Here is a 23,468-nt window from a genome sequence, read left to right as displayed (position 1 = left end):
GAACGCAGCGCGGGTCAGTCTGCCGTGTTGCCGAGCAGCGCAGCGATCGTTTCGCGCAGTTCCGCCAGTTCCTGTTCGAGGCGGGTGACGCGTTCTTCCAGCGCGCTGGTGTTTTCGCGCCGGGATTCCGCCACGGCCGGCAGGTCAACTTCGCCGCACAGCAGGTGCGCCCAGCGGTGCTCGCGCGAGCCCGGCTGCTTGGGCAGCTTGACCGTCAGTGCGCCGCTGCTGCGTTCCGCAAGTTCTTCCAGGTAGGCCTCGACGGTCGAGGCGTCCTCGAAACGGTACAGCCGTTCGCAATTGGCGCGCAGTTCGCTGACGGTCTGCGGCCCGCGCAACATGAGCATCGAGAGCAACGCGACGCTGGGCTGCGGCAGCCCGTAGACCTTGGCGAAATTCTGCGCGTAACGCAGCACGCGCCCCGAGGCGCCGTAGCTCTCGATCACCAGCGCGCGTCCGCGCAACTCCTCCAGCGCCGCCTGGAGCTCGCTTTCGGCGAGATTCATCACCGGATCGCGCGAGGTCTTTTGGTTGCAGCCCGAGGTCAGGCTGTTGAGCGTCAGCGGGTAAGTGTCGGGAACCGTCTTTTCCTTTTCGACGAGGACGCCGAGGATGCGGGCTTCGGTCGGGGTGAGCAAGGGCAGTGGAGCGTTCATGGCGGTGGGCCTTTCCGTGAATCAGTCAATCAGTGAAGCAGCAGGGAAAACAGGACGGGCAGCAGCACGGCGGTCAGCACGCCGTTGAGCCCCATCCCGAGCGCGGAGAAGGCGCCCATTTCCTCACTGACGAGGAAGGCGCGGGCGGTGCCGAGGCCGTGCGCGGCAAGGCCGATGGCGAATCCCTGCGTGGGATGGTGGTCGATGCGCAGCAGGCGGAAAAAGGGAGGTGCGCCGAACGCGCCGACGATGCCGGTAATGATCACGAACACCGCGGTGAGCGACGGAATGCCGCCGATCTGCTCGGCGACGCCCATCGCGATTGGCGTGGTTACCGACTTCGGGCCGAGCGAGAAGATGGTTTCCGGTGACGCACCGAGCAGCCAGGCAATGCCCATCGCCGAGAAGGCGGCGGTGGCCGAGCCGGCGAACAGGCCGACCACCAGCGGCAGGGCCATCTCGCGCAGGCGTTTCCAGTAGGCATGCAGCGGTACGGCGAGCGCCACCGTCGCCGGCCCGAGCAGGAAATGGATGAACTGCGCGCCGTCGAAATAGTCCTGGTACGGCGTGCCGGTGGCCCACAGCAGCAGGGAAATCAGCACGATGGCGATCAGCACCGGATTGCAGAACGGCTTCTGCCCGCTGCGCTTGAACAGCCAGACGCCAGCGAGATACGCCGAAAGCGTGAGGGACAAGCCGAGCAGCGGCGTACGGATGAAGTAGCTCCACAGCTCGGTAGGGGGCAGGCTGCTCACGGGCGGGCCTCCTTTCCCGAAGTGCCTTCCTTTTTTGGCGACATCGCACGGATCACCCAAGCCGTTACCGCCATCCCGGCGAAAGTGCTGAATACCAGTGCGACGACGATCGGCAACCATTCGCTGGCAACGCGCTGGACATGCACCATCACGCCGACGCCGGCGGGTACGAAGAAGAGCGACATGTGCTGCAGAAAAGAGCCGACGTTGGCGCGCGTGTCATGGCTGGCCTGGCCGCGTGCCAGCAAGGTAAGAAGCAGCAGCGTCATGCCGATGACCGGGCCGGGGATCGGCAGGCCGAACAGGCGCGCGATCAGCTCGCCGCCCAGTTGAAAGAGCAGAAGAAGGGCGAGGGTGTTGAGCATGGGGCGCGGCGCGGGAGAAACGGAGGCGCAAGCCTACCGGAAAAGGCGGAAAGGCGCCAATGGCGCGCGTTTGCCCCGATCGCGGAAACGGCATCCCGAGTATCGGCGTGCTGTTCACCACGCCAACGTCCTGTCAGGCCCCGTAGGCAATAATCTCCTTGGGAATCGTGTCGAGCGGGATGACCTTCCCGGCCGCGCCGAGCCTGATGGCCTCCTTCGGCATGCCGAACACGACGCAGGAGGATTCGTCCTCGGCGATGGTTTGCGCGCCGGTGTCGTGCATTTCCTTGAGCCCGCGGGCGCCGTCGTCACCCATGCCGGTCATGATGATGCCGAGCGCGTTCTTCCCGGCAACCTGGGCGACCGAGCGGAAGAGGACGTCGACCGACGGCTTGTGGCGGTTGACCAGCGGGCCATCGCGGACTTCGACGTAGTACTGGGCGCCGCTGCGCTTGAGCAGCATGTGCTTGCCGCCGGGAGCGATCAGCGCGAGGCCGGGCCGCACGCGATCGCCGTCCTTGCCTTCACGGACCTCGATCTGGCACAGGTTGTTCAGACGCTCGGCGAACATCGCGGTGAAGCGCTCCGGCATGTGCTGCACGATGACGATGCCGGTACTGACCGCCGGCAACCGGGTCAGCACGGCTTCGAGCGCCTGGGTGCCGCCGGTGGAGGTGCCGATGGCGACCAGCTTGTCCGTCGTGCCGTACATCCGCGCGCCGGTGTGCGTGCTCGGCAACATCACGTCCGCGGACAGTTTCGGACGGTTGATCGGCGGGGTCGCCATGCGGGTGATCTGCCGCACGGCACCCATGTTGGCACGCGCGGCGGCCTTGATGTGGGCAACGATGTCGTTGGCCGAATCCTGCAGGAAGGCCTTGAGATCGATCTTCGGCTTGGTGATGATGCTCACCGCGCCCGACGCCAGCGCTTCCATCGTGACCTGTGCGCCTTTTTCCGCCAGCGAGGAGCAGATGACCACCGGCGTCGGGTGCTCGGCCATGATCTTCTTCAGGAAAGTCAGGCCGTCCATGCGCGGCATTTCGATGTCCAGGACGATCACGTCGGGCCACTGATTTTTCAGCTTTTCGAGCGCGAAGATCGGGTCCTGCGCCGTGGCGACCACTTCGATCGACGGGTCGCGGGAGATGGCCTGGGTGATGACCTGGCGGACCAGCGCCGAGTCGTCGACGATCATTACCTTGGTCTTTGGGCTCATGGCGTCTCCATTTGCTTCACCCTGGTACGGTGTCGGCCGAGGAACGAAGGTGTCGATCCGCCGGGATGAATGGCGTCCTCGTGGGCGGATTACTGTCCGTCGTGCGTGGGCGTCGAATAAGAAGCAAACGAACCGGCGGGCGTCGCCAGGAACAGTTCCCGCAGCATCCGCGCGATGCCGTCGAGGTGCAGTGCCGGGGCGATCCGGTCGGCGACGGCTTTCAATTCGGGGTGGCCGTTGTCCATGGCGATGCCGAGGCCAACGCCCTTGAGCATCTGCATGTCGTTCAGCCCGTCGCCGAAGGCGATGGCCTGCTCGGGCGAGAATCCGGTGCGCGCCATGACCCACTGGCAGGCCGTCCATTTGTTGATGGCGTGCAACTGGACGTCGACGGCCCACGGGTGCCAGCGCACGATGTCGAATTCAGGGAAACGCTCACGAATGGACGGAATCAGCGTGGCATCGAGCGACTCGTCGAAGAACAGCCAGCCCTGGAAGACGTCCCGCCAGCGATGGATCGGGTCGTCCGACTGGTAGGGCATGGCGACGGTGTCGAGCGGTTGCGTGGTCATCGGCACCTGCGTGTTGACGTAGCCCGAGGTGCCGTCGTTGACGCCGAAGTAATGGCCCTGCCCGGCCATCCAGTCGAACAGTGCGGCGAGCCGTTGCCGAGGCAACGGCTCGCTGAACACCACATTGTCTTCGTGCAGGATGCGCGCGCCGTTCTGGGTGATCGCGAAGGTCGGGCGAACCTGGTCGATGAACGGCTTGGCGTGCCCGTGCGAGCGTCCGGTGGCGACGACGACCGTATGCCCGTCCCGCTTGAGTTCGTCGATGGCGGCGAGCGCGGAGGGCGGGATGGTCAGCGTGCTGTGATCCAGCAGCGTGTTGTCGATGTCGAAGAAGAAGATGCTGGGCATGGGGTCAGCTCAGAACCTGGCCGTGCTCGCGCGAGGCGTGGAAACCGACCTTGGTCCATTTCTCGCGAGTCACGTCGAGGTTGTAGCGCGTGCTGGCAAGATACACCAGGTTGCCGTCGACGTCCTTGGCCATGCGGTGCTGCTGCTCGCGTTCGAAGTTCCTGCGCGTGACGTCGTCCGGGAAGGTCAGCCAGCGGGCGGTATGGATGTCCGCCGGTTCGAAGATCGCGTCGACCTTGTACTCGGTCTGCAGGCGCTGGGCGACGACCTCGAACTGCAGCACGCCGACTGCGCCGAGCAGCAGCGCGCCGGAGGCGAGGTTCTCGAACACCTGGATCGCGCCTTCCTCGCCGAGTTCCTGCAGGCCCTTCTGCAGCTGCTTGCTCTTCAGCGGGTCGCGCAGGCGTGCGCTGCGGAACAGCTCCGGCGAGAAGTAGGGGATGCCCTTGAAGCCGAGCGTTTCGCCTTCGGTCAGCGTATCGCCGATGTGCAGCTGGCCGTGGTTGTGGATGCCGATGATGTCGCCGGCGACGGCGTCTTCCATCAGCACGCGCTCGTTGGCCATGAAGGTCAGCGCGTTGGCCAGCTTCATCTCGCGCTCCATGCGCACGTGCTTGACCTTCATCCCGGAGGAGTAACGGCCGGAACAGACGCGGAAGAAGGCGATGCGGTCGCGGTGCTTCGGGTCCATGTTCGCCTGGATCTTGAAGACGAAGCCGGAGAAGGCCGGTTCGGCTGGTTCGACCATGCGCACGCCCGCGTCGCGCGGCTGCGGTGGCGGCGCCCAGTCGAGCAGCGCCTCAAGGATTTCCTGCACGCCGAAATTGTTGATCCCGGAACCGAAGAACACCGGCGTCTGCTGGCCGGCGAGGAAATCAACGAGGTCGAACGGGCTGCTGGCGCTGCGGATCAGATCCACGTCCTCGCGCAGCTTGCCGACCTCAAGCGGGAACTGTTCGTCGAGGAAGGCATTGTCGATGCCGTCGATCTTCTCGGCCTCGGTGCGCTTTTCCTCGCCCGGCGAGAAACGCAGCAGGCTGTCGTTGCCAAGGTGGTACACCCCGCGGAAGGTCTTGCCCATGCCGATCGGCCAGGTGATCGGCGCGCATTCGATATTCAGCACGTCCTCGATTTCTTCGAGCAGTTCGAAAGGCTCGCGCACCTCGCGGTCGAACTTGTTGACGAAGGTGATGATCGGCGTGTTGCGCATGCGGCAGACGTCGAGCAGCTTGATCGTCTGCGCCTCGACGCCCTTGGCCGCGTCGATGACCATCACTGCCGCGTCGACGGCGGTCAGCACGCGGTAGGTGTCTTCCGAAAAGTCCTGGTGGCCCGGCGTGTCGAGGAGGTTGACCGTGTGCCCGTTGTATTCGAACTGCATCACCGAGCTGGTCACCGAAATGCCGCGCTGCTTTTCCACTTCCATCCAGTCCGAGGTCGCGTGGCGCGCGCTCTTGCGGCTCTTGACCGTGCCGGCCAGCTGGATCGCCCCGCCGAACAGCAGCAGCTTCTCGGTCAGCGTCGTTTTACCCGCGTCCGGGTGGGAAATGATGGCGAAGGTGCGGCGTTTGGCCACATCGCGCAGGATTTCGGGCGGGAACGGCGAGGACGACGTGGAAGGAGTGGCGTTTGAATCCGGGGTGGAACTCATTGAATGCGCTTTCGACGGGGAACGAACGTAAAGGCGGAAGTATACCGAAGAAGCGTTCCGGGCATGCTACGCGATGGAATGTCGAACGGGCTTTTCTCGATTGACCATCGCGAGGTCATTCCTCACTATGGCGGTCGTCTCCACGCCCCCTCGGGAGTTTTCTGTCCGCAATGTCCGTCGCCGATCACCGTTTCTGGCGCTCCGTCGCGCTTCCCTTCGTCGAAGCGCGCTGCGCCAGCGCCAGCCGCAACAGCTACATTCCCCACGCGCACGACAGTCTGTCGATCGGCTCGGTGGAGGGCGGCGAGAGCGCGTTTTCGCTGCGGGATGTCGAGCGGCGCCTCGGTCCTGGCGATGTCGTGCTGATTCCGCCGGGTGTCGTGCATTGCTGCAACCCGGCGAGCGACGGGCGCTGGAGCTACCGGATGCTCCACCTCGATCCGGTGTGGGTGACCGACGTGATCGGCGAATGGCAGCCGTTCGCCGCCGGCGTCTTCGACGGTTTTCCCGATGCGGCGATCCAGCCGCTTGTTCATTCCCGGCTGGTCCGGTTGACCGACCTCCTGTTCGGTGATGCGCCGGAGGCCGAGAAGGAAGCCGAGGTCGTGCTGTTCGTGGGCGACCTGTACCGCATTCTCAAGGACCGGGAGTCATTCGCGGCAGCAACGGCCGCCTCGGGCAATGCCGGCGTGAACGACGCGCTGGCGCTGATCGAGTCGCGCTGCACCGAGCCGTTGCCGCTGGCCTTGCTCGCGTCTGTCGCCGGGATGAGTCGCTATCATTTCCTGCGCCGTTTTCGCGACACGGTCGGCATGACGCCGCATGCGTGGCAGATCGACCTGCGGATCCGCCGGGCACGCGTTCTTCTCGAACAGGGGCTTCCGCTGGCCGACGTGGCGGCGCAACTCGGTTTCGCCGATCAGAGCCATTTCCAGCGCGCCTTCAAGCGGCGTGTCGCCGCGACGCCGGCTGAATACCGTTCGCCGACTGCCTGAATGAGGGAGGGCTTCCCGAGCGCAATTTCGTTCAAGACGTCTGCTTCGTCCTTTGCCAGAGTGGTGCCTTCTCAATCAGGCAGGGAGCGGGATGTGGCAGCGTGGCAGCAATTTCTGGTGATCGCCGGGGCGCATTTTCTGGCCTTGGTCAGTCCGGGGCCGGACTTTTTCCTGATCGTCCGCAGCGCGGTGGTCAACGGCCCGCGCACGGCGAGCGGCGTCTGCGTCGGCATTGCCGTGGCCAACGCGGTGTATATCGCCCTGGCTATTGCCGGCGTGTCGCTACTGCAAACCTCGGCGCCGCTCTTCTCGCTGCTCACGTGGGGCGGTTGCGGTTACCTCGCCTGGCTCGGCTGGCGCTTCATTCGCTCGTCGGGTGAACTTGCGATGCCGAGCACGGACAGTACGCCGGCGAGTCCGTCCGGCTGGTGGACGGAGTGGCGGACCGGGTTTGTCTCCGGCATCCTCAATCCGAAGAACTCGCTGTTCTACGCCAGCCTGTTCTCGCTCGGTTTCGACGCCGCCACGCCGTTGGGCGTCCGTCTGGCCTACGGCGCGTGGATGTTCTCCGTGGTCCTCGGCTGGGATCTCGGCGTGGCGCGTGCCGCCGGCCATCCGCCCCTCGTGCGCCATTTCCGGGCGCATATCCGCATGCTCGAACGCCTGACCGGTGCGGTGCTTCTGGCCCTTGCTGCCGCGATTGCCGGAGCGCGTTGAGGATCGTCCCGCTGCAGGGGCGGAGTATCTGTTGCAAAGGCGCTTCGATCCCGACGGCGGATCGGGCGTCCGGCACGAATTCCGATGCGTTAACCGGGGGATTGCTGCTAAAGTCCTCCCGAAAAAGCAGCCGGACGGTACGTTGCCAAACCGGAATGCTCTTGGGTCAAGAAACGTTTCGGTGCCGGACTACTGCATGGGCAAATACGCCTTTTTCTTCAACTCGCTCAAGACCCGGCTCACCATCGGAACCCTGGCCATTTTCCTGGCCAGCCTCTGGACGCTCTCCTTTTACGCCAGTCGCACCTTGCGTGCCGATATGGAGCGCGAGTTCGGCGAGCATCAGTTCGCCACCGTCTCACTGGTAGCGGATCGGCTCGATCATGAGTTCGAGGACCGGATCGATTGGCTGAGCGAGGTGGCGCGTCAGACGGAGGCAGTGATGGCTGACGGGCCGCCGGCAATCCAGGCGCATCTCGAAGGCTGGAAAAACCTGTTCGGCAAGTTCAACGGTGGCACGTTCGTCACCGACACTGCCGGCATGACCATTGCGGCCATTCCGCTCTCTTCCGGGCGCGTGGGGGTGAGTTACTTGGATCGGGACTATCTCAGGAACGTGCTCGACGAAGGGCGGGTGGCCATCAGCGCGCCGATCATGGGGCGGACGTCCGGCATTCCCGTGGTCGTGGTGGCGGTTCCGCTGCGTGCCGGAAATGGCAGGGTCGTCGGCGCGTTGATAGGCGTGATCAACATGGGTGAGCCAAACTTCCTTGATCAGGCCACGCAAAATCACTATGGCAGGACCGGCGGCTATCTGCTGGTGGTGCCGCAGCAGCGGATGATCGCCACGGCCACGGACAAACGGCGCGTCATGGAAGTGATTCCGTTCGGCGTCAATCCGTTGTTCGATCGCTTTGTCAGTGGTTTCGAGGGGTTTGGCGTTACGTTCAATTCGTTCGGCGTCGAGATTCTCTCGGCGGCCAGGCAGGTTCCAGTGGCGGGTTGGTTCGTTTCCGGGTATTTGCCGACCGACGAGGCGTTTTCCGCGATTCGCCAGATGGAACAGCGCATGCTGGTTGCGACGATCGTGCTGACGCTCCTTGCCGCGGTGTTGTCCTGGTGGCTGCTCAAGCGCCAGCTGGCGCCGATGCTGCTGGCGGCCGACTCGCTGGCGCAACTCTCCGGAAAAGAGGAGGCGGCCCGGCCGCTTGCCGTTGCGCGCGAGGACGAGATCGGGCGGCTGATCCAGGCGTTCAATTGTTTGCTGGAAAAACTCGGGCAGCGCGAATCGTTTCTCAAGCAGATTCTCGATACGTCAAGCGTCGCGATTTTCGTGATCGACATGCGCGGGCGCATCACGCAAGCCAACCGACGGATGTGCGAGATGTTCGGCATCCCGATCGACGCGCTTTTGGGCAACGAGTACGTCGCGCTGGTGCATCCGTCCGAGCGCGAGACCGCCCGCGAGAAGATGCTGGCGCTGCTCGGCAGCCAGATTCCGTCGGTCGATCTTGACCGGCTCTACTGGCGCGCCGGGCAGACCGTGTTCTGGGGGCACCTGACCGGCCGGCAGCTGTTTGATGCGAACGGAATGAAGCTGGGCCTCGTCGGTGTGATCGCCGATATCGACGCGCGCAAGCGCGCGGAAGAGAAAAACCAGCTGGCCGCCAGCGTTTTCCTGCATGCACAGGAGGGCATCACGATTACCTCCGCCGATGGCACCATCATCGACGTCAATGCGGCATTCACCCGGATTACCGGCTATGCGCGGGAGGAAGCCATCGGCCAGAATCCGCGCATCCTGCGGTCGAGCCACCATCCTCCCGAGTTTTACCAGGCGATGTGGCGTGAACTCCTGGAAACGGGCAACTGGAGCGGGGAAATCTGGAACCGCCGCAAGAACGGCGAGCTTTATCCGGAACTGCTGGCCATCAGCGCGGTGCGTGACGAGGAGGGGCGGACCCTGCGTTACGTCGCCCTGTTTACGGACATCACGCCGATGAAGGCGCATGAAGAGCAGTTGACCCGAATGGCCCATTTCGATCTGCTCACCACCTTGCCGAATCGGGCGCTGCTGGCCGACCGGATGAAACAGGCGATGACCCAAACTCTTCGGCGCAAGCAGTTGCTGGCCGTCGCCTATCTCGATCTCGACGGCTTCAAGGCGATCAACGATACGCACGGCCACAAGATCGGCGACCAGTTGCTGGTGGCCGTGGCGAACCGCATGCGCCAGACGCTGCGCGAAGGCGATACGCTCGCGCGCCTTGGCGGCGACGAGTTCGTGGTCGTGCTGATCGATCTTCCCGATGCGTCGTCCTGCGAACCGATGCTTAACCGTTTGCTCGCGGCCGCTTCGCAGCCGGTGCGCGAGGGCGATCTGGAACTACAGGTGTCCGCCAGCCTCGGCGTCACCTTCTTCCCGCAACGTGACGAGGTGGATGCCGATCAGTTGCTGCGGCAGGCGGATCAGGCGATGTACCAGGCCAAGCTGGGCGGCAGGAACCGCTCCCAGATGTTCGATGCCGACCACGATCGCAGCCTGCGCGGCCGCCATGAAAGCCGCGAACGTGTCCGGCAGGCCCTGCGCGACGGCGAGTTTGTCCTGCATTACCAGCCCAAGGTCGACATGCGCAAGGGACGGGTCGTTGGCGCCGAGGCGCTGATCCGCTGGCATCATCCCGAGAAGGGCGTGCTGTCGCCGGCGGCGTTCCTGCCCGAGATCGAAAACGATCCGCTGGGAGGCGACGTCGATGAGTGGGTGGTCGGCGAGGCGGTTGCGCAGATCGCCCGCTGGCAGGCGGCCTGCGGCGCCATTCCGGTCAGCGTCAACGTCGGCGCCCGTCTGTTGCAGCGGGGCGATTTCGTATCGCTGCTCGCGCGCACGCTGGCGCAACATCCGGAAGTCAGGCCGGGTGATCTGACGATCGAGGTGCTCGAAACCAGTGCGCTGGAGGACCTCGAACGGGTTTCGTCGATCATCGCGGCATGCCGGCAACTCGGCGTGCGCTTCGCTCTTGACGATTTCGGCACGGGGTATTCCTCGCTCACCTATCTGAAGCGACTGGATGCCGATGAGTTGAAGATCGACCAGAGCTTCGTGCGCGACATGCTCGACGACCCGGATGACCTGACCATCCTCGAAGGTGTGATCAGCCTGGCCGCTGCTTTCCGGCGGGAGGTCATCGCCGAGGGGGTGGAAACCGCCGCGCACGGCGAAATGCTCCTGCTGCTGGGCTGCGAACTGGCGCAAGGCTATGGCATTGCCCGGCCGATGCCGGCCGACGAGCTCGCCGCGTGGGCGACGAACTGGGCCCCGGACCCGCGCTGGAAATCCTTGCGGCCGGTGAGCCGGGAGGATTTGCCGGCGCTGTTTGCCGGAACCGAACATCGCGCCTGGGTGCGGGCGGTCGAGAAGGAACTGGCCGGTACGTCGACAAGCGGCGTGGCCTTCGGAAAGGAGCATTGCCGCTTCGGCAAGTGGCTGGCGGGCGCAGGGGCGACGCGGCACGCGGTGCGTCCCGAATTCGCTGAAATCGGACGTTTGCACGCCGATATTCACGCCGTGGCGGATGCCTTGCGTGACAACGGGCCGGCATCCCGTTCGACGGAACGTGGCGCCGGAGCGGAAAAGCTGCGCGAGTTGAGCGACGTACTGCAGTCCCGGCTTAGAATGCTGGTTACCGAACCCGCCGAATGACTGCCGGGCTTGCCGGCAACGAGAAACGAAGACACACCATGACAGAAAACGAGAATCCGAGCGTCGACAAGGTTGGCGACGCCTTGAAGGCTCAGCGTTTCCAGATGCTCGAAGACATCGCCGAAGAGTTGTCCTCGGACAGCGTAGTCTTCCCGACCTGTTTCGACGCCGCGCTGAAACTGCGCAAGGAATTGCAGAACCCGGACCTGCCGGTTTCGCGCATCGCCGCGATCGTTACGCTCGATCCCCTGATTGCCAGCCGGCTGACGCATCTGGCCAGTTCGGTGCTGTACAGCCCGGATGGCACGCCGGCGCGTGACCTACAAACTGCCGTGCAGCGCCTCGGTGTCGAGATGGTGCGGACCACGGCGCTGGGCGTCGCCATGGGGCAGATGTTGCGTGCCAAGGATATGGTGCTGTTCAGCGAGATTTCACGCAGTCTCTGGGAGCACTCGATCCGGGCGGCCGCCGCCTCGCGCCTGCTGGCGCGGCAGAACGGGCGGATCAGCCCCGATCAGGCCATGCTTGCCGGTCTGGTGCATGACCTCGGCGCGTTCTATATGTTGTATCGCGCGTCCCAGTACGAGGAATTGCGTCTGCGCCCCGAAACGGTGAAGTACCTGATCCTGCAGTGGCATGAGAGCATCGGCGTCTCGTTGCTCGATGCCATCGGTGTTCCGGAGGAGATCGTTAACGCGACGATCGACCATGATCAGCCGCGCGTGTTGCCCGAAGCAGTACGCACGCTGGCCGACATCGTCTTTATCGGCAATATCCTGGCCGGATCGCATCTCGAATGGTTCCAGAAAGGGGCTGACCTCGAAGCAGGCCAACTCGGAGAAGTCCGTCAGCGTTTCGCGGAGTTGTTGCCGCAGATCGACGCCGATACACAGGAGATGTTGGCGGCGTTTGCCTGATCTATTGATTCGGCAAGGTAATGTCTGAATTCGTCACCCCGGCGAAGGCCAGGGTCCAGTCGGCGATTGCTCTCCGATACTGGATACCGGCCTGCGCCGGTATGACGAGGTCTTTATACTTCATCGTGCCGAAGCAATAGCTACGCCAGGTACGTCAGTATTCGACCGGCACCGGGTCCAGGCTGCGCCACAGGTACCACGTGGCAACAGAACGCCAGGGGCGCCAGCGATCGCCAACGTCGGCAAGCTGGCGGCGCGACGGGCGTTCGCCAGCGAGGTAGTGCCGGGCGACGGCTTTCTGCAGGCCGATGTCGTCGAGCGGGAAGACGTCCGGGCGCAACTGGTTGAAGATCAGGAACATCTCGGCCGTCCAGACGCCGATGCCGCGCACGGCGGTGAGTTCGTCGATGATCTCGGCGTCTTCCATTGCCGGCCAGCGGTGTGTGTGAATCCGGCCGCCGTCAAAGTGGGCGGCCAGGTCGCAAACGTATTCCACCTTCCGCGCCGACAGGCCGCAGGCGCGCAACTGTTCGGTGGCGCAGGCGAGGACGGCAGCGGGCGTCAGGGCAGGGAGCGCGGCGATCAGGCGTGCCCAGACGCTGTCGGCGGCCTTGACCGAAATCTGTTGGCCGACGATCGAGCGGACTAGCGTCGCGAACGGATCACCGCGCGAGACAATCGATTCGCCGGCATGGCGTTCGACCAGTTCGGCCATGACCGGATCGACTTGCGCCAGATCCTGCGACGCCTGAATCCAGTACGCGGGTGTCACGGCTTTCCCTTGGCGTCGGCGGCGTCGATGACCGGCTTGATGTGGGTTTCGTAGTCCGTTAGCACGGCGCCGTAGACGTCGCGCATCATCGCCGCCAGGCGGGTTGCAAGTTCCGGATAACGCTTCTGCATCCAGAGGAAACGCTGCAGGTCGGTGCGCACCGTGCAGTTCCAGCATTCGAGCGAATCGGGCAGGCCGTCGCCGTATTGCTGAGGCAATTCGATGTCGTGTGTCCGGCAATAATCGAGCACTTCGTCGGCGGTCCAGGCGTCGAGCGGGGCGACGATCCGGTCGCGTGCCAGCGGACGAAGCATTTTCGGAAACGACAGCTTCACGTTGCGCAGATCTTCGGCCGTCTGCCCATGCAGGACGAGATCGGCGCCGTAACGCTTGACGTAGCGGGCGAGCGGTCGGTACTGCAGATCCTTGCAGCAGTACCCGTCCGATTGAATCAGGATGCCCGGATTTTTCTCGTGCGGCCGGTGGCGCACCGGAATGATCGCCGACGGCCAGCCGTACTTCGCGAAATGCTTCGCCTGATCACCGACGAGTTCGACGAAATCCCATCCCGCCACGTTGCGCCGGACGAACTCGATCATGTGCGGGAAGGTTTCCGTGGTGCGGGCCCAGACGACGTGCAACCGGTCACGATACGGCAGGCACAGGTCGAGGAGCATCACCGAGTCCTTACCGCCGGAAAGCGCGAGCACCGGACGTTGCGCAGCCAGGATGGCATCGCGGAGGGTCTGGCGGGTCTGCTCAAGCTTGGTCACGGTCTGTTCTGGCGATCGATTTGGCGCGGATTTTCTGACGGGTGAACAAAAAAACGATCGAGCGGCGTGTTGCCGGTCGATCGTTTCTTCTTAATGCTTGGCGGAGTGGACGGGACTCGAACCCGCGACCCCCGGCGTGACAGGCCGGTATTCTAACCAACTGAACTACCACTCCATTGCTGCAGTACTGCAAAAACCTTGGCGTCCCCACGGGGATTCGAACCCCGGTACCTACCGTGAAAGGGTAGTGTCCTAGGCCTCTAGACGATGGGGACCCGGACTAAAACTTTTCTCTTTCGATCGCTTGGTGGAGGTAAGCGGGATCGAACCGCTGACCTCTTGCATGCCATGCAAGCGCTCTCCCAGCTGAGCTATACCCCCGTGCTCGAAAGAGTGCGCATTATAGGGAGGCATTCCAGGGTTGTAAAGTGTTTTCGAGATATTTTTTGCATCTTTGTTGATTTCCTCGCCCGGAATCCGGTGTTCCAGCTTTGCGCTAGAATGGCTGCCACTTCTCACGGACGCCCTCTGATGAAAACCTCATTCCTTGATTTTGAACAACAAATTGCCGATCTGGAGGGGAAGATCGAAGCGCTGCGCGCATCGCAGGACGATGGCGCTGTCGATGTCTCGGACGAAGTCGCGCAACTGGAAAAAAAGAGCCAGCAGCTGACCAAGGACGTGTATTCGCGGCTGACGCCCTGGCAGATCGCCCAGGTGGCTCGTCATTCTCAGCGGCCTTATACGCTCGACTACCTCCGGTTGCTGTTTGCCGATTTCGAGGAGCTTCATGGCGACCGTGCCTTCGCCGATGATCCGGCGATCGTAGGCGGTCTCGCCCGGTTCGACGGGCGGCCGGTGATGGTGATCGGTCATCAGAAAGGGAGCGATACCAAGGAGAAGCTGTACCGCAACTTCGGCATGCCGCGCCCGGAAGGCTATCGCAAGGCGTTGCGCCTGATGCGCCTGGCCGAGAAGTTCGGCTTGCCGCTGCTGACCTTCATCGATACGCCCGGCGCTTATCCCGGGATCGACGCCGAGGAGCGTGGCCAGTCCGAGGCGATCGGGCACAATCTCCAGGAAATGGCCGGCCTGCGGGTGCCGATCATCGTGACGGTGATCGGGGAGGGCGGTTCCGGCGGGGCGCTGGCGATCGGCGTCGGCGACATCGTGCAGATGTTGCAATACGCCACCTACTCGGTCATCTCGCCGGAGGGTTGTGCCTCGATCCTGTGGAAAAGCGCCGAGAAGGCGAGCGACGCGGCGGAAATCCTGGGCATCACCGCGCCACGGCTGAAGTCGCTGGGCCTGATCGACAAGGTCGTCAACGAACCGGTCGGCGGCGCGCACCGGGATCCGGAGCTGATGGCCCGGAATCTGCGCAAGGCGCTTGGCGAATCACTCAAGAAACTCGATGCCCTGTCCATCGACGACTTGCTCGAAACGCGCTTCAAGCGCCTGATGGCCTATGGCCGAACCCAAGAGCAGCCGGCGTCCTGAACGGCCGCCGGGAGATTCGGCTGCCCCGGTCGAGTCGGCGGTTTCCGCTTTTTTTTCATCCCGCCTTTCCCGCGGGGGGCGCGTGTGCGTCGGCCTGTCCGGCGGGATGGACTCGGTGGTCCTCCTGCACGCCTTGCAGGCTGTGGTGCGGCGGCATGGTCCGGGCGTCAGTCTTGAAGCGGTCCATGTCCATCACGGGCTGAGTCCCCATGCCGATGCCTGGGCGGAGTTCTGTGTCGATCTCTGCGACGGGCTGGCTGTTCCCATCGAGGTGGCCCGTGTGCAGGTTCCCCGTAATACCGGCGAAGGACTGGAGGCGGCAGCGCGGCGGTTGCGGCACGGCGTTTTTGCCGATCGCCGGGCTGACTGGCTGACACTGGCGCACCATCGGGGCGACCAGGCCGAAACGGTGCTGCTCAACCTGTTGCGTGGCGCGGGCGTTGCCGGGGCGGCGGGGATGCTGGCAGAGCGGCCGCAGGTGCGCGGGCCGGCGCTGGTGCGGCCCCTGCTCGACGTGCCGCGCGCGGCAATCGAGGCGTATGCCGGGGCGCACGGGCTGCGCTGGATCGAGGACGAAAGCAACGCAAACCGGCACTTTCGGCGCAACTTCCTGCGCCATGAGATTTTTCCCCGTCTGGAAGCGTCGTTTTCGGGCACGCAACGCTCGCTGGCCCGTGCCGCCGGCCACTTCGCCGCGGCAGCCACGCTGCTCGACGATCTGGCTGAAATGGACCGAGTCGCCGTTGCGACAGCGCGCGGGCGGCTGGCGCTGGCCGCGGTCAACGCGCTGCCGCACGAACGCGCGCGCAACCTGTTGCGCCATGTCTGGCAGCGCGCCGGCTTTCAGGCGCCGGATACAGCCTGGATCGACGAGGCGCTGGCGCAATTGAAGACCGCTGACGCGTTGTCGGAGGTCTGCGTGGCGACCGCGGAAGGCGAGCTGCACGTCTATCGCGGCGAAGTGCATGTGGTTCCGCTGCGTCCGCTTCCGCCGAACGAGCCGCTGGCCTGGGCGGGGCAGGAGATCTTGCCGTGGGCGGGCGGGCGCGTGCGCTTTGCTGAATCGAAAGGACAGGGCTTGCGCCGCGCGTTGTTGGTCGATGCAAGCGTTTCCCTTGTGCCCAGACAGGGCGGCGAGCGTTTGCAGCCGGGCGCGAAACGTCCGCGCCGGACCTTGCGCAACCTGTTGCAGGAGGGCGGCGTGCCGCCGTGGGAACGTCCGCGCCTGCCGTTTCTCTGGGTCGATGGGCGGCTCGCCTGGGTGGGCGGGGTCGGCATCGATGCGGCGTTCGCTTGTCCCGAGGGCGAGGCGGGGGTTCTGCCCGTCTGGGAAAGTGATTACAAACGCGACTAAGCCGGCTCCCAGCCGAGCGCGTCGATGACGCTGGTGAAATCCGGTGCGAGTGGCGCGGTGACGACGATGAACTCGCCGTTGACCGGGTGGGTGAAGCGGATTTTCTTGCAGGCGAGCAGCAGGCGATGGCAGCCGAACAGTTCCTGAAACAGCCGGTTGTGGCGTCCCTTGCCGTAGGTGGCGTCGCCGATGATCGGGTGGGCGATGTGCTTGAGATGGCGGCGGATCTGGTGCCGGCGTCCGGTCAGCGGCGCGAGTTCGAGCAGGGCGTAACGGCTGCTAGGGTAGCGATCGACTGCGTAGGGGAGTTCAATTGTGGCCAACCGGCGGAAGCGGGTGACGGCATCCTGCGCCTCTCCGGTGGCGTTGGCCGGGCGGAACTCGTAGGCGTCGAATTGACGGGTCAGCGGGTGGTCGATGAGGCCTTCCGGGGCGGGGTGGCCGCGCACGATGGCAAGATAGGTTTTCTCCACCTGTTGCGTCTCGAACTGCGCGGCGAGGCGGCTGCAGACGTCGCGATCGAGGGCGAAGAGCAGCACGCCGGAGGTGCCGCGGTCGAGCCGGTGGACCGGATGCACGTGCCGGCCGATCTGGTCGCGCAGAATCTGCACGGCGAAGCGGGTCTCGTGGCGGTCGAGGCAGGTGCGATGTACCAGCAGTCCCGACGGTTTGTGTATGGCGACCAGATGCTCGTCGCGGTAGAGGATCGGCAGCGTCTCCGGCATCAACTTTTCTTCTGCTGCTTGCCGGGCTCGGGAAACTCGCCGTCGACGTAATACCAGCGCCCATCGCGGTGCACGAAGCGGCTGACTTCGTGCAGCCGGTGGGCGCGTCCGGCGACCTTGTAGCGGGCGACGAACTCAACGGTGGCGTTGTCATTGCCGGTCGCCGTGTGGCGTCTGACCTCGAGGCCGAGCCAGCGGGTGTCGTCATCGTCCAGGTCGAGCGTTGACGGGCGCGTTGGCGCATCCCAGGTGGCGAGGAGGTAGGGGGCGAGACGTTTGACGTAAGCGCTGTAGCGCGAGCGCATCAGTGCTTCGGCGGAGGGGGCGGGCTGGCCTTCGTGGTACGGCTTGCAGCAGTCGCGGTAGCTTCGTCCGCTGCCGCAAGGGCAATCGGCACCGTCTGGCTTTGTCGCGCCCATGCGATGTTCACTCCTCGCGCCAGGCCGAGGAGAAGCGGGTGCGGACGTTGCGCATGTGGCGGTGCATTGCCGAACGCGCCGCCTTGGCGTCGCCGTGCTTGATGGCTTCGAGTATTTCCCGGTGTTCGATGATGGCGCGCTGCCAGACTTGCTCGGAGTGGAAATGGTCCTCCAGGCAGAGGTAGACCGGTTGCACGCGCGTCGTCCACAAGGCCTGGATGGCCAGCAGCAGGGCGCTGTTGCCCGAGGCTTCGGCGAGGGCGAAATGGAATTCACGGTCGTATTCGAGCCGCTTGATGTCCCCGGCCGAGCAGCAGACCATTTCGCCGAGCGCTTGCGCCAGCGCGGAAAGGTGCCGTTCGGTGGCGTTTTTTGCCGCCAGTGCGGCGATATCGGGCTCGATCAGGTCACGGGCGAAGAGGACTTCGAACGGACCCGGTGTCGGTATGCCGTTTGTCGTCGCCGCCGCGCGGGACGAGGCGGGCGCCGTGCGGTTGAGGACGAACACCCCGGACCCGCCGCGGATTTCCACCCGGCTTTCGACTTCCAGCGCGATCAGCGCTTCCCGCACGGTCGGCCGGCTGACCGCCAGGCGCTCGGCCAGTATCCGCTCGGCCGGCAGACGTTCCCCCGGCTTGTATTCCCCGGCGTCGATCAGGCGGATGATCTGGTCGGCAATCTGGCGGTACAGGCGGCGGGTGTCGATTGATTCGAAAGGCATGGGTGGGTAAAGCGTAGTGGAAAAAGAGAGGTCAGGATTCCTGCCAGTTGGAGACGTAACGCTTCCGCGCGTTATGCACGTGGCGATGCATCGCGGCGCGCGCCGCCTTGGCGTCGTGGTCCCTGACCGCTTCGTAGATTTCGCGGTGTTCGAGGATCGCCTGTTGCCAGACGGCCTCGTTGTGGAAGTGGTTCTGCAGTTGCACGTAGAGCGGCGCGAGGCGCATCGCCCAGAGGGTTTCCATGACCTGTATCAGCGCGCCGTTGCCCGTGGCGTCGGCGAGTGCGGCGTGAAACTGGTGGTCGAGCTCCATGTGTCGCGGGTCGGTCGAGGCGCAGCAGACCATTTCGCCGAGTATCCGCGAGAGCGTTCCCAGCGTCTCTTCGGAACCGTTCTTCGCCGCAAGAGCAGCAACTTCCGGTTCGACCATGTCGCGCGCGTCGAGCAGTTCGATCGGTCCGACGGCGGGCGGTTCTTTACGCTCGGCTGCTTCCGGTTGCAGTTCTTCCTCGGGCGCGGCGGGCGGACGGTCGCGAACGAATACCCCCGTGCCGCCGCGAATATCAACCCAGCCTTCGACTTCCAGGGCGATCAGGGCTTCGCGCACGCTCGGCCGGCTGACGCTGAGTTGCTCCGCGAGCAAACGCTCAGCCGGCAGGCGCATTCCCGGCGTGTATTCGCCGGCGGCGATCAGGCCGGCGATCTGGTCGGCGATCTGCCGGTACAGGCGGCGGGTTTCAATGATTTCGATGGGCATGGCGTCGCGGACTCGGAGAGTTTGCCTTGAGCGGTATTGTCTCAACAGCAGGCCCGCAATTTTACGGGTTTAGGCCGGGTTTGAGTGAGCGAGGCGGTCTAGTCGGGCTTGCTTGTTCTGGCGAGTTCGGCCGGGGGGAGCGAACTTTACTTGTGTTGCATGGGCATGCTCGCTTGCAGCTTCCTGACCGGCGCCTCGATCGCGATACTGCTGCCATCGTCGAATTTCAGGGTGATCGGCACCTTGTCGCCTTCGTTGAGGGGGGCGGTCAGTTCGATCAGCATGACGTGGAAGCTGCCCGGCTTGAGTTCGGTCTGGCCGTGCGCCTTGACCTCGATATGCGGTACCGGGCGCATCTTCATCACGCCGTTTTCGTTGAGGTGGGTATGCAGTTCGACGATGTTCGCTGCCGGGCTTTCGGCGCGGACCAGGCGTCGGTCATCATTCCCATCGTTCTTGATGAGCATGAAACTGCCTGTCGTCTTGATTCCCGGCGGCATCAGGCGGACATAGGGCGCGTGGACCGAAAGCGCGGAATCGGCCAGGGCCGGTCCGGCGATGGCGGCAAGGAACAGCGAGATGAGCAATGGCTTGGCGAGTTTCATGGTGGTTATCCCTTTCTTCCAAGGTGACGGCGAATCTGCGCAACGATGTCCGCTGCTGGCGCACCATGCGGCAGCGTGGCGGCAAGGCGGCCTTCGCGATCTATCAGATAGGTGAACGACGAGTGGTCGACGGTGTAGGGGCGATCATCGACCGATTTCTGTCTCATGTAGCTCACGCCATAGCGACGGGCGACTTCCGCGACCTGTGCCGGCGTTCCCGATGCCCCGACGATGTGCGGATGGAAGAAGGGGGCGTAGACATTCAGGACTTCCATCGTGTCGCGCTCGGGGTCGACGGAAACGAAAACACCTTGCACCTGTGCCAGTTCGTCCGGAGCCAGTGCGGCGAGGGCTTGTCCCAGCGCCGACAGGGCGGTCGGGCAGACGTCCGGACAGAAGGTGTAGCCGAAATAAAGCAGGACGACCTTGCCGCGATAATCCTGCAGCGACAGCTTGCCGCCCGGTGATTCCAGCGTGAAATCGCCACCGGAGGGCGGGGCGGTGGCCGGGCGTACGACGCCGGAATGTCCCGCGGGTGCGCCGATGTCGGGCTCCCAGAAGAACGCCAGCCAGACGAGCAGCGCGGTCAGGCAGACGCCGGCGGCGATCCAGTAGCGCTGTCGTGACATGCTTCCCCCTTTTTTTCTGATTTGCCGAAGTTCCTCAGCGTCCGGCAACGTCGAAAAGAAACGGCACGGCGATCCGTTCTCCGTCGATGCTCGCCAGTACGGTGGCTTTCCAGGTCATCGTCCCGGTGACGCAAACGGGCAGGATCGTCGTGCCGGTGAATTCCTTGCCCTGACCGGCAAGCCGCGGCCGATTGTACCCCATGCTCATATCGGCGCCGTCGAAGTCGATCTCGACGAGGTCGGCGCGCGCGCCGCTGAACACGACGAGCAGATTGAGCGTCTGCAGTGCGCGAATCGGACGCGGGGTGACGGAGAGGGTCAACTGGCCGCCGCCCGGCAGCGTGACGGAACAGTCGCGCTCGGACGGGGTGCAGGCCGGAACAGGCACGGTCGTCGCGCGGGGCGCCCGCCATGCCGCCGACAGCTTGTAGCCAGCGACGAGCAGGCAGGCCAGCGCAAGTGCGATCACGAGGCTGATCGTCAGGCGCGTGTTCATCTTGCGGGTGTGCTATTTAAGCAGTTTGCCGTTGCTGCTGATGATGTTGATGTCGACGAAACCGGTACCGACGTGATCGGTCGGCGAGTAGCTGATCACCAACTCGCCGAGGTCATAGGTCTTCATCTGCTCCAGCGTGTCGCGCAGCTTTTTGCGCGTTGCCCCCGGGCCGGCGCGGCGCAATCCTTCGACGAGCACCTTGGCGCCGACATAGCCCTCGATCAGCACATGGTTGAGGTGGACACCTTCCGGCTTGAACTTGGCGTAGTTGGCAGCCACTTCGCGCGAGAGCGGTACGGTGCGGTTTTCCGGGTGCGGCACGACCTGGGTGATGGCGACTCCGGCCGCGCCTGCCGCGCCGAGAATCTCGACCAGTTGTGCGGCGTCCGTCGTCGAGATGGCGATGAACTGCGTGCGCATGCCCGTTTCCCTGGCCTTCTTGATGAAGGCCGCGCTCGCCGGAGTATTGGCGACCATGATCACCGCATGCGGCGAGGCGGCGGCGATGGCCTTGACGGCGGCGTCCACGTCCGTGGTGTTCTTCGGGTAGCCGCCCTTGGCGACGATCTTGCTGTTGTATTTTCCGGCGAGCGCTTCGGCGCTGGCCAGGCCGTCCTGACCGAACGGGTCGTCCTGATAGAACACGGCATAGTTGCGGTAGCCCGAGGAGCCGTAGAGCTTGAAGATCTTTTCGATTTCCTGGTGATAGCCGGCACGGGTGATGAACATCCACGGGTTGCCGCTCTTCGCCAGCGAGGAGGCGCCGGTGCGGATCATGACCAGCGGGATCTCGTTGTCCGAGAGGATCTTCTCCTTCAGAACTGCGCCGATGTTGCCGGTGCCGGCGTAGCCGAACAGCGCGATCGGCTGCTCAGCCTCGATCAGCGCGCGGGTCTGCTTGATCGTTTCCGGAATCTTGTAACCGTCATCCTTGCTGACCAGCTTGATCTTCTGACCGTTGATGCCGCCGGCAGCGTTGACTGCGTCAAAATAAAGCTGCGCGCCGGCACGGACATGGTTGCCCGTCGGTGCTAGCAGGCCGGTCAGCGGCGCGACCTGGCCGACGACGATGTCCGTCGCCAGCGATTGTCCAGCGCAGGAAAACGCTGCGAAAAGGAATGCCCCCGTTCTGAAAAGCGACATCGAAAACTCTCCCTTGTATGAGTGTGCAAAGGTGTGATTCGAAACCATGGACAGGAGCGCTGCCTGCGGATGTTCTTCTGTTTGCCCCGTTGTATTCCGGGGAGACAAAGGCGCTCCCAGCTCGATACTACCTAATATGACTTTGGCTGTATGCCAATTATTTCACCAATGTTTGAACGGTGTGTTGTCGAAAAGCTGCATCAAATGACGGTTTTTTACGCGCAGGGGAAGTCACGGATGTGAATTTTGTTTTGCCTCCGCATGGGGACATACTATGCTTCGACCATTCCAGCCGTTTTTTCATGCCTTCAATGTCCGATAAAGCCTCAGGTGAATTGTTCGACGCCCGGATCGACGCCCGCCTGCTACACGAATTCCAGCAGAACTTCCCGATCTGCCCGGCGCCGTTCGCCGAACTGGCCGAGCGCCTGGGGGTGGCGGAAAGCGCCGTGTTGCGCATGCTTGAACAGCTTCGCCGCGAAGGGCGGATCTCTCGCGTTGGCGCCGTTTTCGCGCCCAAGCGCATTGGCGCCAGCACGCTGGCCGCGATGGCCGTGCCGCCGGAAAAGCTCGAAACGGTAGCGCGGGCGGTCAATCGCTTTCCCGAGGTCAACCACAACTACGCACGCGATCACCGCTATAACCTGTGGTTCGTGGTCACCGCCGGGTCGGAAGGGCGCCTGCAGGCGGCGCTCGGCGCCATCGAGCAGGCGGCCGGCTATCCGGTGGTCGCCCTCCCGATGTTGCGCGAGTTCCGGCGCGATGCCGGCGACGGGCGCCAGTCGACGGTGCTCGACGAAATCGGTCGTCGCCTGGTCATGGCTCTGCAGGAGGGACTGCCCTTGTTCATCCGGCCGTTTTCCGTGCTGGCCAGCCGGGTCGGCTGCAACGAAGATGAACTGCTAGAGCGGATCCGCCGCTGGTGTGCCGAGGGGACGATCAAGCGCTTTGGCGTCGTAGTCGCCAGTGACGGACCGAATGATGGGGTGAGTGCGATGCTCGTGCAGGATGTGCCGGAGGCCCTGACCGAGCAGATCGGCAACCAGCTGGCCGGCGAAGAGGCGATTGCGCTGTGCTACGAGCGGGCGCGGGGCCTCCCGGACTGGCCGTACAATCTCTACAGCATTCTCCGCGGGCCGTCACGCGAGGACGTCTGCACGCGGATCGAGTCGATGCGCCGACGGCTCGGCTTGTCGGCCTACGCCAGCGAAATTCTCTTCTCGCTGACGCGCTTCAAGCGCGACGGCGTTCGCTACGCCTGATCAGTGTTGCCGGAACCGCCAGAATATTTCACTTGGTTGTTTGTGAACTCTGGCCTGGCTGGTCGCTGAAGCGCTGTGTTTCGCCTGCAGGCGAGGAGCTTCTTCTTGTCTTGCCAAGAAGAAATACCCAAGAATAGCGTGCAGCCCGCTGCGTCGCCCAGCTTCGCCGGGCGCCCCGCGCTGCTCGACGACGCAGAGGGCAGGAGGAAAACCGAGCGGATTTTTCTCCGCCAGCGGTAAAAGTCCTATGGTTTTTAGCTTCCCCTTGTGCAGCGCCGGGCCACGGACGCGGGCCGGGGGAAGTCGGCGATGCCGACTGCGTAACGTGGGGTCGCCTTTTCTTTTGGCGACAAATGCAAAGAAAATAGCTAAACCACTATCGCCTTTACCGTACATGGTTATATAATGCGCGCCCTC

At 64.1% G+C, this 23,468-nt stretch carries 24 protein-coding genes and 3 tRNA genes; 7 read left to right on the top strand and 20 right to left on the bottom strand.

Translation table 11 applies throughout. The features are described from left to right. Nucleotides 1–14: 14 nt before the first annotated feature. The 6 genes from BO74_RS04995 to BO74_RS04970 form a co-directional block, all read right to left on the bottom strand. A complete protein-coding gene (locus BO74_RS04995) occupies nucleotides 15–656 on the bottom strand; it encodes a YceH family protein (RefSeq protein ID WP_496440493.1) in 642 nt (213 codons plus the stop codon). 29 nt (nucleotides 657–685) lie between these two features. Further along, a complete protein-coding gene (locus BO74_RS04990; protein WP_496440491.1) occupies nucleotides 686–1,411 on the bottom strand; it encodes an LrgB family protein in 726 nt (241 codons plus the stop codon). Continuing rightward, nucleotides 1,408–1,776, bottom strand: coding sequence for a CidA/LrgA family protein (locus BO74_RS04985; RefSeq protein WP_496440489.1), 369 nt, complete (start codon nucleotides 1,774–1,776; stop codon nucleotides 1,408–1,410). The genes BO74_RS04990 and BO74_RS04985 overlap by 4 nt, the downstream gene beginning before the upstream one ends. Before the next feature lie 133 nt (nucleotides 1,777–1,909). Next, nucleotides 1,910–2,995 (bottom strand): protein-glutamate methylesterase/protein-glutamine glutaminase, encoded by a 1,086-nt coding sequence (locus BO74_RS04980; RefSeq protein WP_496440487.1) that lies wholly within the window; start codon nucleotides 2,993–2,995, stop codon nucleotides 1,910–1,912. Between the two features lie 89 nt (nucleotides 2,996–3,084). Then, complete coding sequence (locus BO74_RS04975; RefSeq protein ID WP_496440485.1) at nucleotides 3,085–3,915, bottom strand: Cof-type HAD-IIB family hydrolase; 831 nt, start codon at nucleotides 3,913–3,915, stop codon at nucleotides 3,085–3,087. 4 nt (nucleotides 3,916–3,919) lie between these two features. Next, nucleotides 3,920–5,566, bottom strand: coding sequence for a peptide chain release factor 3 (locus tag BO74_RS04970; RefSeq protein ID WP_496440484.1), 1,647 nt, complete (start codon nucleotides 5,564–5,566; stop codon nucleotides 3,920–3,922). A gap of 170 nt (nucleotides 5,567–5,736) precedes the next feature. On the opposite strand from BO74_RS04970, the gene BO74_RS04965 reads away from it, so the two are divergent. From BO74_RS04965 to BO74_RS04950, 4 genes are all read left to right on the top strand, one after another. Then, a complete protein-coding gene (locus BO74_RS04965) occupies nucleotides 5,737–6,561 on the top strand; it encodes a helix-turn-helix domain-containing protein (RefSeq protein ID WP_496440483.1) in 825 nt (274 codons plus the stop codon). Nucleotides 6,562–6,654: 93 nt separating this feature from the next. Then, nucleotides 6,655–7,278, top strand: coding sequence for a LysE family translocator (locus BO74_RS04960; protein WP_496440482.1), 624 nt, complete (start codon nucleotides 6,655–6,657; stop codon nucleotides 7,276–7,278). A gap of 196 nt (nucleotides 7,279–7,474) precedes the next feature. Beyond that, complete coding sequence (locus tag BO74_RS04955; RefSeq protein ID WP_496440481.1) at nucleotides 7,475–10,978, top strand: EAL domain-containing protein; 3,504 nt, start codon at nucleotides 7,475–7,477, stop codon at nucleotides 10,976–10,978. 38 nt (nucleotides 10,979–11,016) lie between these two features. Next, complete coding sequence (locus tag BO74_RS04950; RefSeq protein ID WP_496440480.1) at nucleotides 11,017–11,895, top strand: HDOD domain-containing protein; 879 nt, start codon at nucleotides 11,017–11,019, stop codon at nucleotides 11,893–11,895. 154 nt (nucleotides 11,896–12,049) lie between these two features. Here BO74_RS04950 and BO74_RS04945 read toward each other — a convergent pair whose 3' ends face one another. The 5 genes from BO74_RS04945 to BO74_RS04925 form a co-directional block, all read right to left on the bottom strand. Beyond that, on the bottom strand, nucleotides 12,050–12,667 hold the full coding sequence (locus BO74_RS04945) for a DNA-3-methyladenine glycosylase family protein (RefSeq protein WP_496440479.1): 618 nt from the start codon (nucleotides 12,665–12,667) through the stop codon (nucleotides 12,050–12,052). Further along, nucleotides 12,664–13,440: a phosphoadenosine phosphosulfate reductase domain-containing protein gene (locus BO74_RS04940; protein ID WP_496440478.1), complete on the bottom strand. Its 777-nt coding sequence runs from the start codon at nucleotides 13,438–13,440 to the stop codon at nucleotides 12,664–12,666. The genes BO74_RS04945 and BO74_RS04940 overlap by 4 nt, the downstream gene beginning before the upstream one ends. 98 nt (nucleotides 13,441–13,538) lie before the next feature. Next, a tRNA-Asp gene (locus BO74_RS04935) sits at nucleotides 13,539–13,615 on the bottom strand. A 24-nt stretch (nucleotides 13,616–13,639) separates the two neighbouring features. Next, a tRNA-Glu gene (locus BO74_RS04930) sits at nucleotides 13,640–13,715 on the bottom strand. Nucleotides 13,716–13,745: 30 nt separating this feature from the next. After that, nucleotides 13,746–13,821, bottom strand: a tRNA-Ala gene (locus BO74_RS04925). Nucleotides 13,822–13,971: 150 nt separating this feature from the next. Here BO74_RS04925 and BO74_RS04920 point away from each other — a divergent pair. Then, a complete protein-coding gene (locus tag BO74_RS04920; RefSeq protein ID WP_496440477.1) occupies nucleotides 13,972–14,940 on the top strand; it encodes an acetyl-CoA carboxylase carboxyltransferase subunit alpha in 969 nt (322 codons plus the stop codon). Beyond that, nucleotides 14,909–16,294: a tRNA lysidine(34) synthetase TilS gene (tilS, locus tag BO74_RS04915; RefSeq protein WP_496440476.1), complete on the top strand. Its 1,386-nt coding sequence runs from the start codon at nucleotides 14,909–14,911 to the stop codon at nucleotides 16,292–16,294. The genes BO74_RS04920 and tilS overlap by 32 nt, the downstream gene beginning before the upstream one ends. Here the strand turns inward: tilS and BO74_RS04910 are convergent. The 8 genes from BO74_RS04910 to BO74_RS04875 form a co-directional block, all read right to left on the bottom strand. Next, a complete protein-coding gene (locus tag BO74_RS04910) occupies nucleotides 16,291–17,019 on the bottom strand; it encodes a pseudouridine synthase (protein ID WP_496440475.1) in 729 nt (242 codons plus the stop codon). The two genes, tilS and BO74_RS04910, sit on opposite strands and share 4 nt — an antisense overlap. After that, on the bottom strand, nucleotides 17,019–17,438 hold the full coding sequence (locus tag BO74_RS04905; RefSeq protein ID WP_496440474.1) for a YchJ family protein: 420 nt from the start codon (nucleotides 17,436–17,438) through the stop codon (nucleotides 17,019–17,021). Before BO74_RS04905 ends, BO74_RS04910 begins: the two co-directional genes overlap by 1 nt. Before the next feature lie 7 nt (nucleotides 17,439–17,445). Beyond that, on the bottom strand, nucleotides 17,446–18,159 hold the full coding sequence (locus BO74_RS04900; protein WP_496440473.1) for a FadR/GntR family transcriptional regulator: 714 nt from the start codon (nucleotides 18,157–18,159) through the stop codon (nucleotides 17,446–17,448). Between the two features lie 31 nt (nucleotides 18,160–18,190). Next, nucleotides 18,191–18,916, bottom strand: a complete 726-nt coding sequence (locus BO74_RS04895; RefSeq protein WP_496440472.1) for a FadR/GntR family transcriptional regulator — start codon at nucleotides 18,914–18,916, stop codon at nucleotides 18,191–18,193. Between the two features lie 146 nt (nucleotides 18,917–19,062). After that, entirely contained in the window at nucleotides 19,063–19,521 is a 459-nt protein-coding gene (locus BO74_RS04890) for a copper chaperone PCu(A)C (protein ID WP_496440471.1), read from the bottom strand. Between the two features lie 5 nt (nucleotides 19,522–19,526). Next, entirely contained in the window at nucleotides 19,527–20,150 is a 624-nt protein-coding gene (locus tag BO74_RS04885) for an SCO family protein (RefSeq protein ID WP_496440470.1), read from the bottom strand. 34 nt (nucleotides 20,151–20,184) lie between these two features. Next, a complete protein-coding gene (locus BO74_RS04880) occupies nucleotides 20,185–20,646 on the bottom strand; it encodes a hypothetical protein (RefSeq protein WP_496440469.1) in 462 nt (153 codons plus the stop codon). A gap of 12 nt (nucleotides 20,647–20,658) precedes the next feature. After that, complete coding sequence (locus BO74_RS04875) at nucleotides 20,659–21,789, bottom strand: ABC transporter substrate-binding protein (protein ID WP_496440468.1); 1,131 nt, start codon at nucleotides 21,787–21,789, stop codon at nucleotides 20,659–20,661. A gap of 311 nt (nucleotides 21,790–22,100) precedes the next feature. On the opposite strand from BO74_RS04875, the gene ahbB reads away from it, so the two are divergent. Further along, a complete protein-coding gene (gene ahbB / locus BO74_RS04870; RefSeq protein ID WP_496440467.1) occupies nucleotides 22,101–23,051 on the top strand; it encodes a siroheme decarboxylase subunit beta in 951 nt (316 codons plus the stop codon). Here ahbB and BO74_RS04865 read toward each other — a convergent pair whose 3' ends face one another. Beyond that, nucleotides 23,052–23,447, bottom strand: coding sequence for a hypothetical protein (locus BO74_RS04865; protein WP_496440466.1), 396 nt, complete (start codon nucleotides 23,445–23,447; stop codon nucleotides 23,052–23,054). It lies immediately after the preceding gene. Between the last annotated feature and the right edge of the window lie 21 nt (nucleotides 23,448–23,468).

It is taken from the genome of Propionivibrio pelophilus DSM 12018, assembly GCF_059569095.1.
The sequence above is the reverse complement of the archived record's forward strand: the minus strand, read 5'-3'. Positions and strand labels throughout refer to the sequence as shown.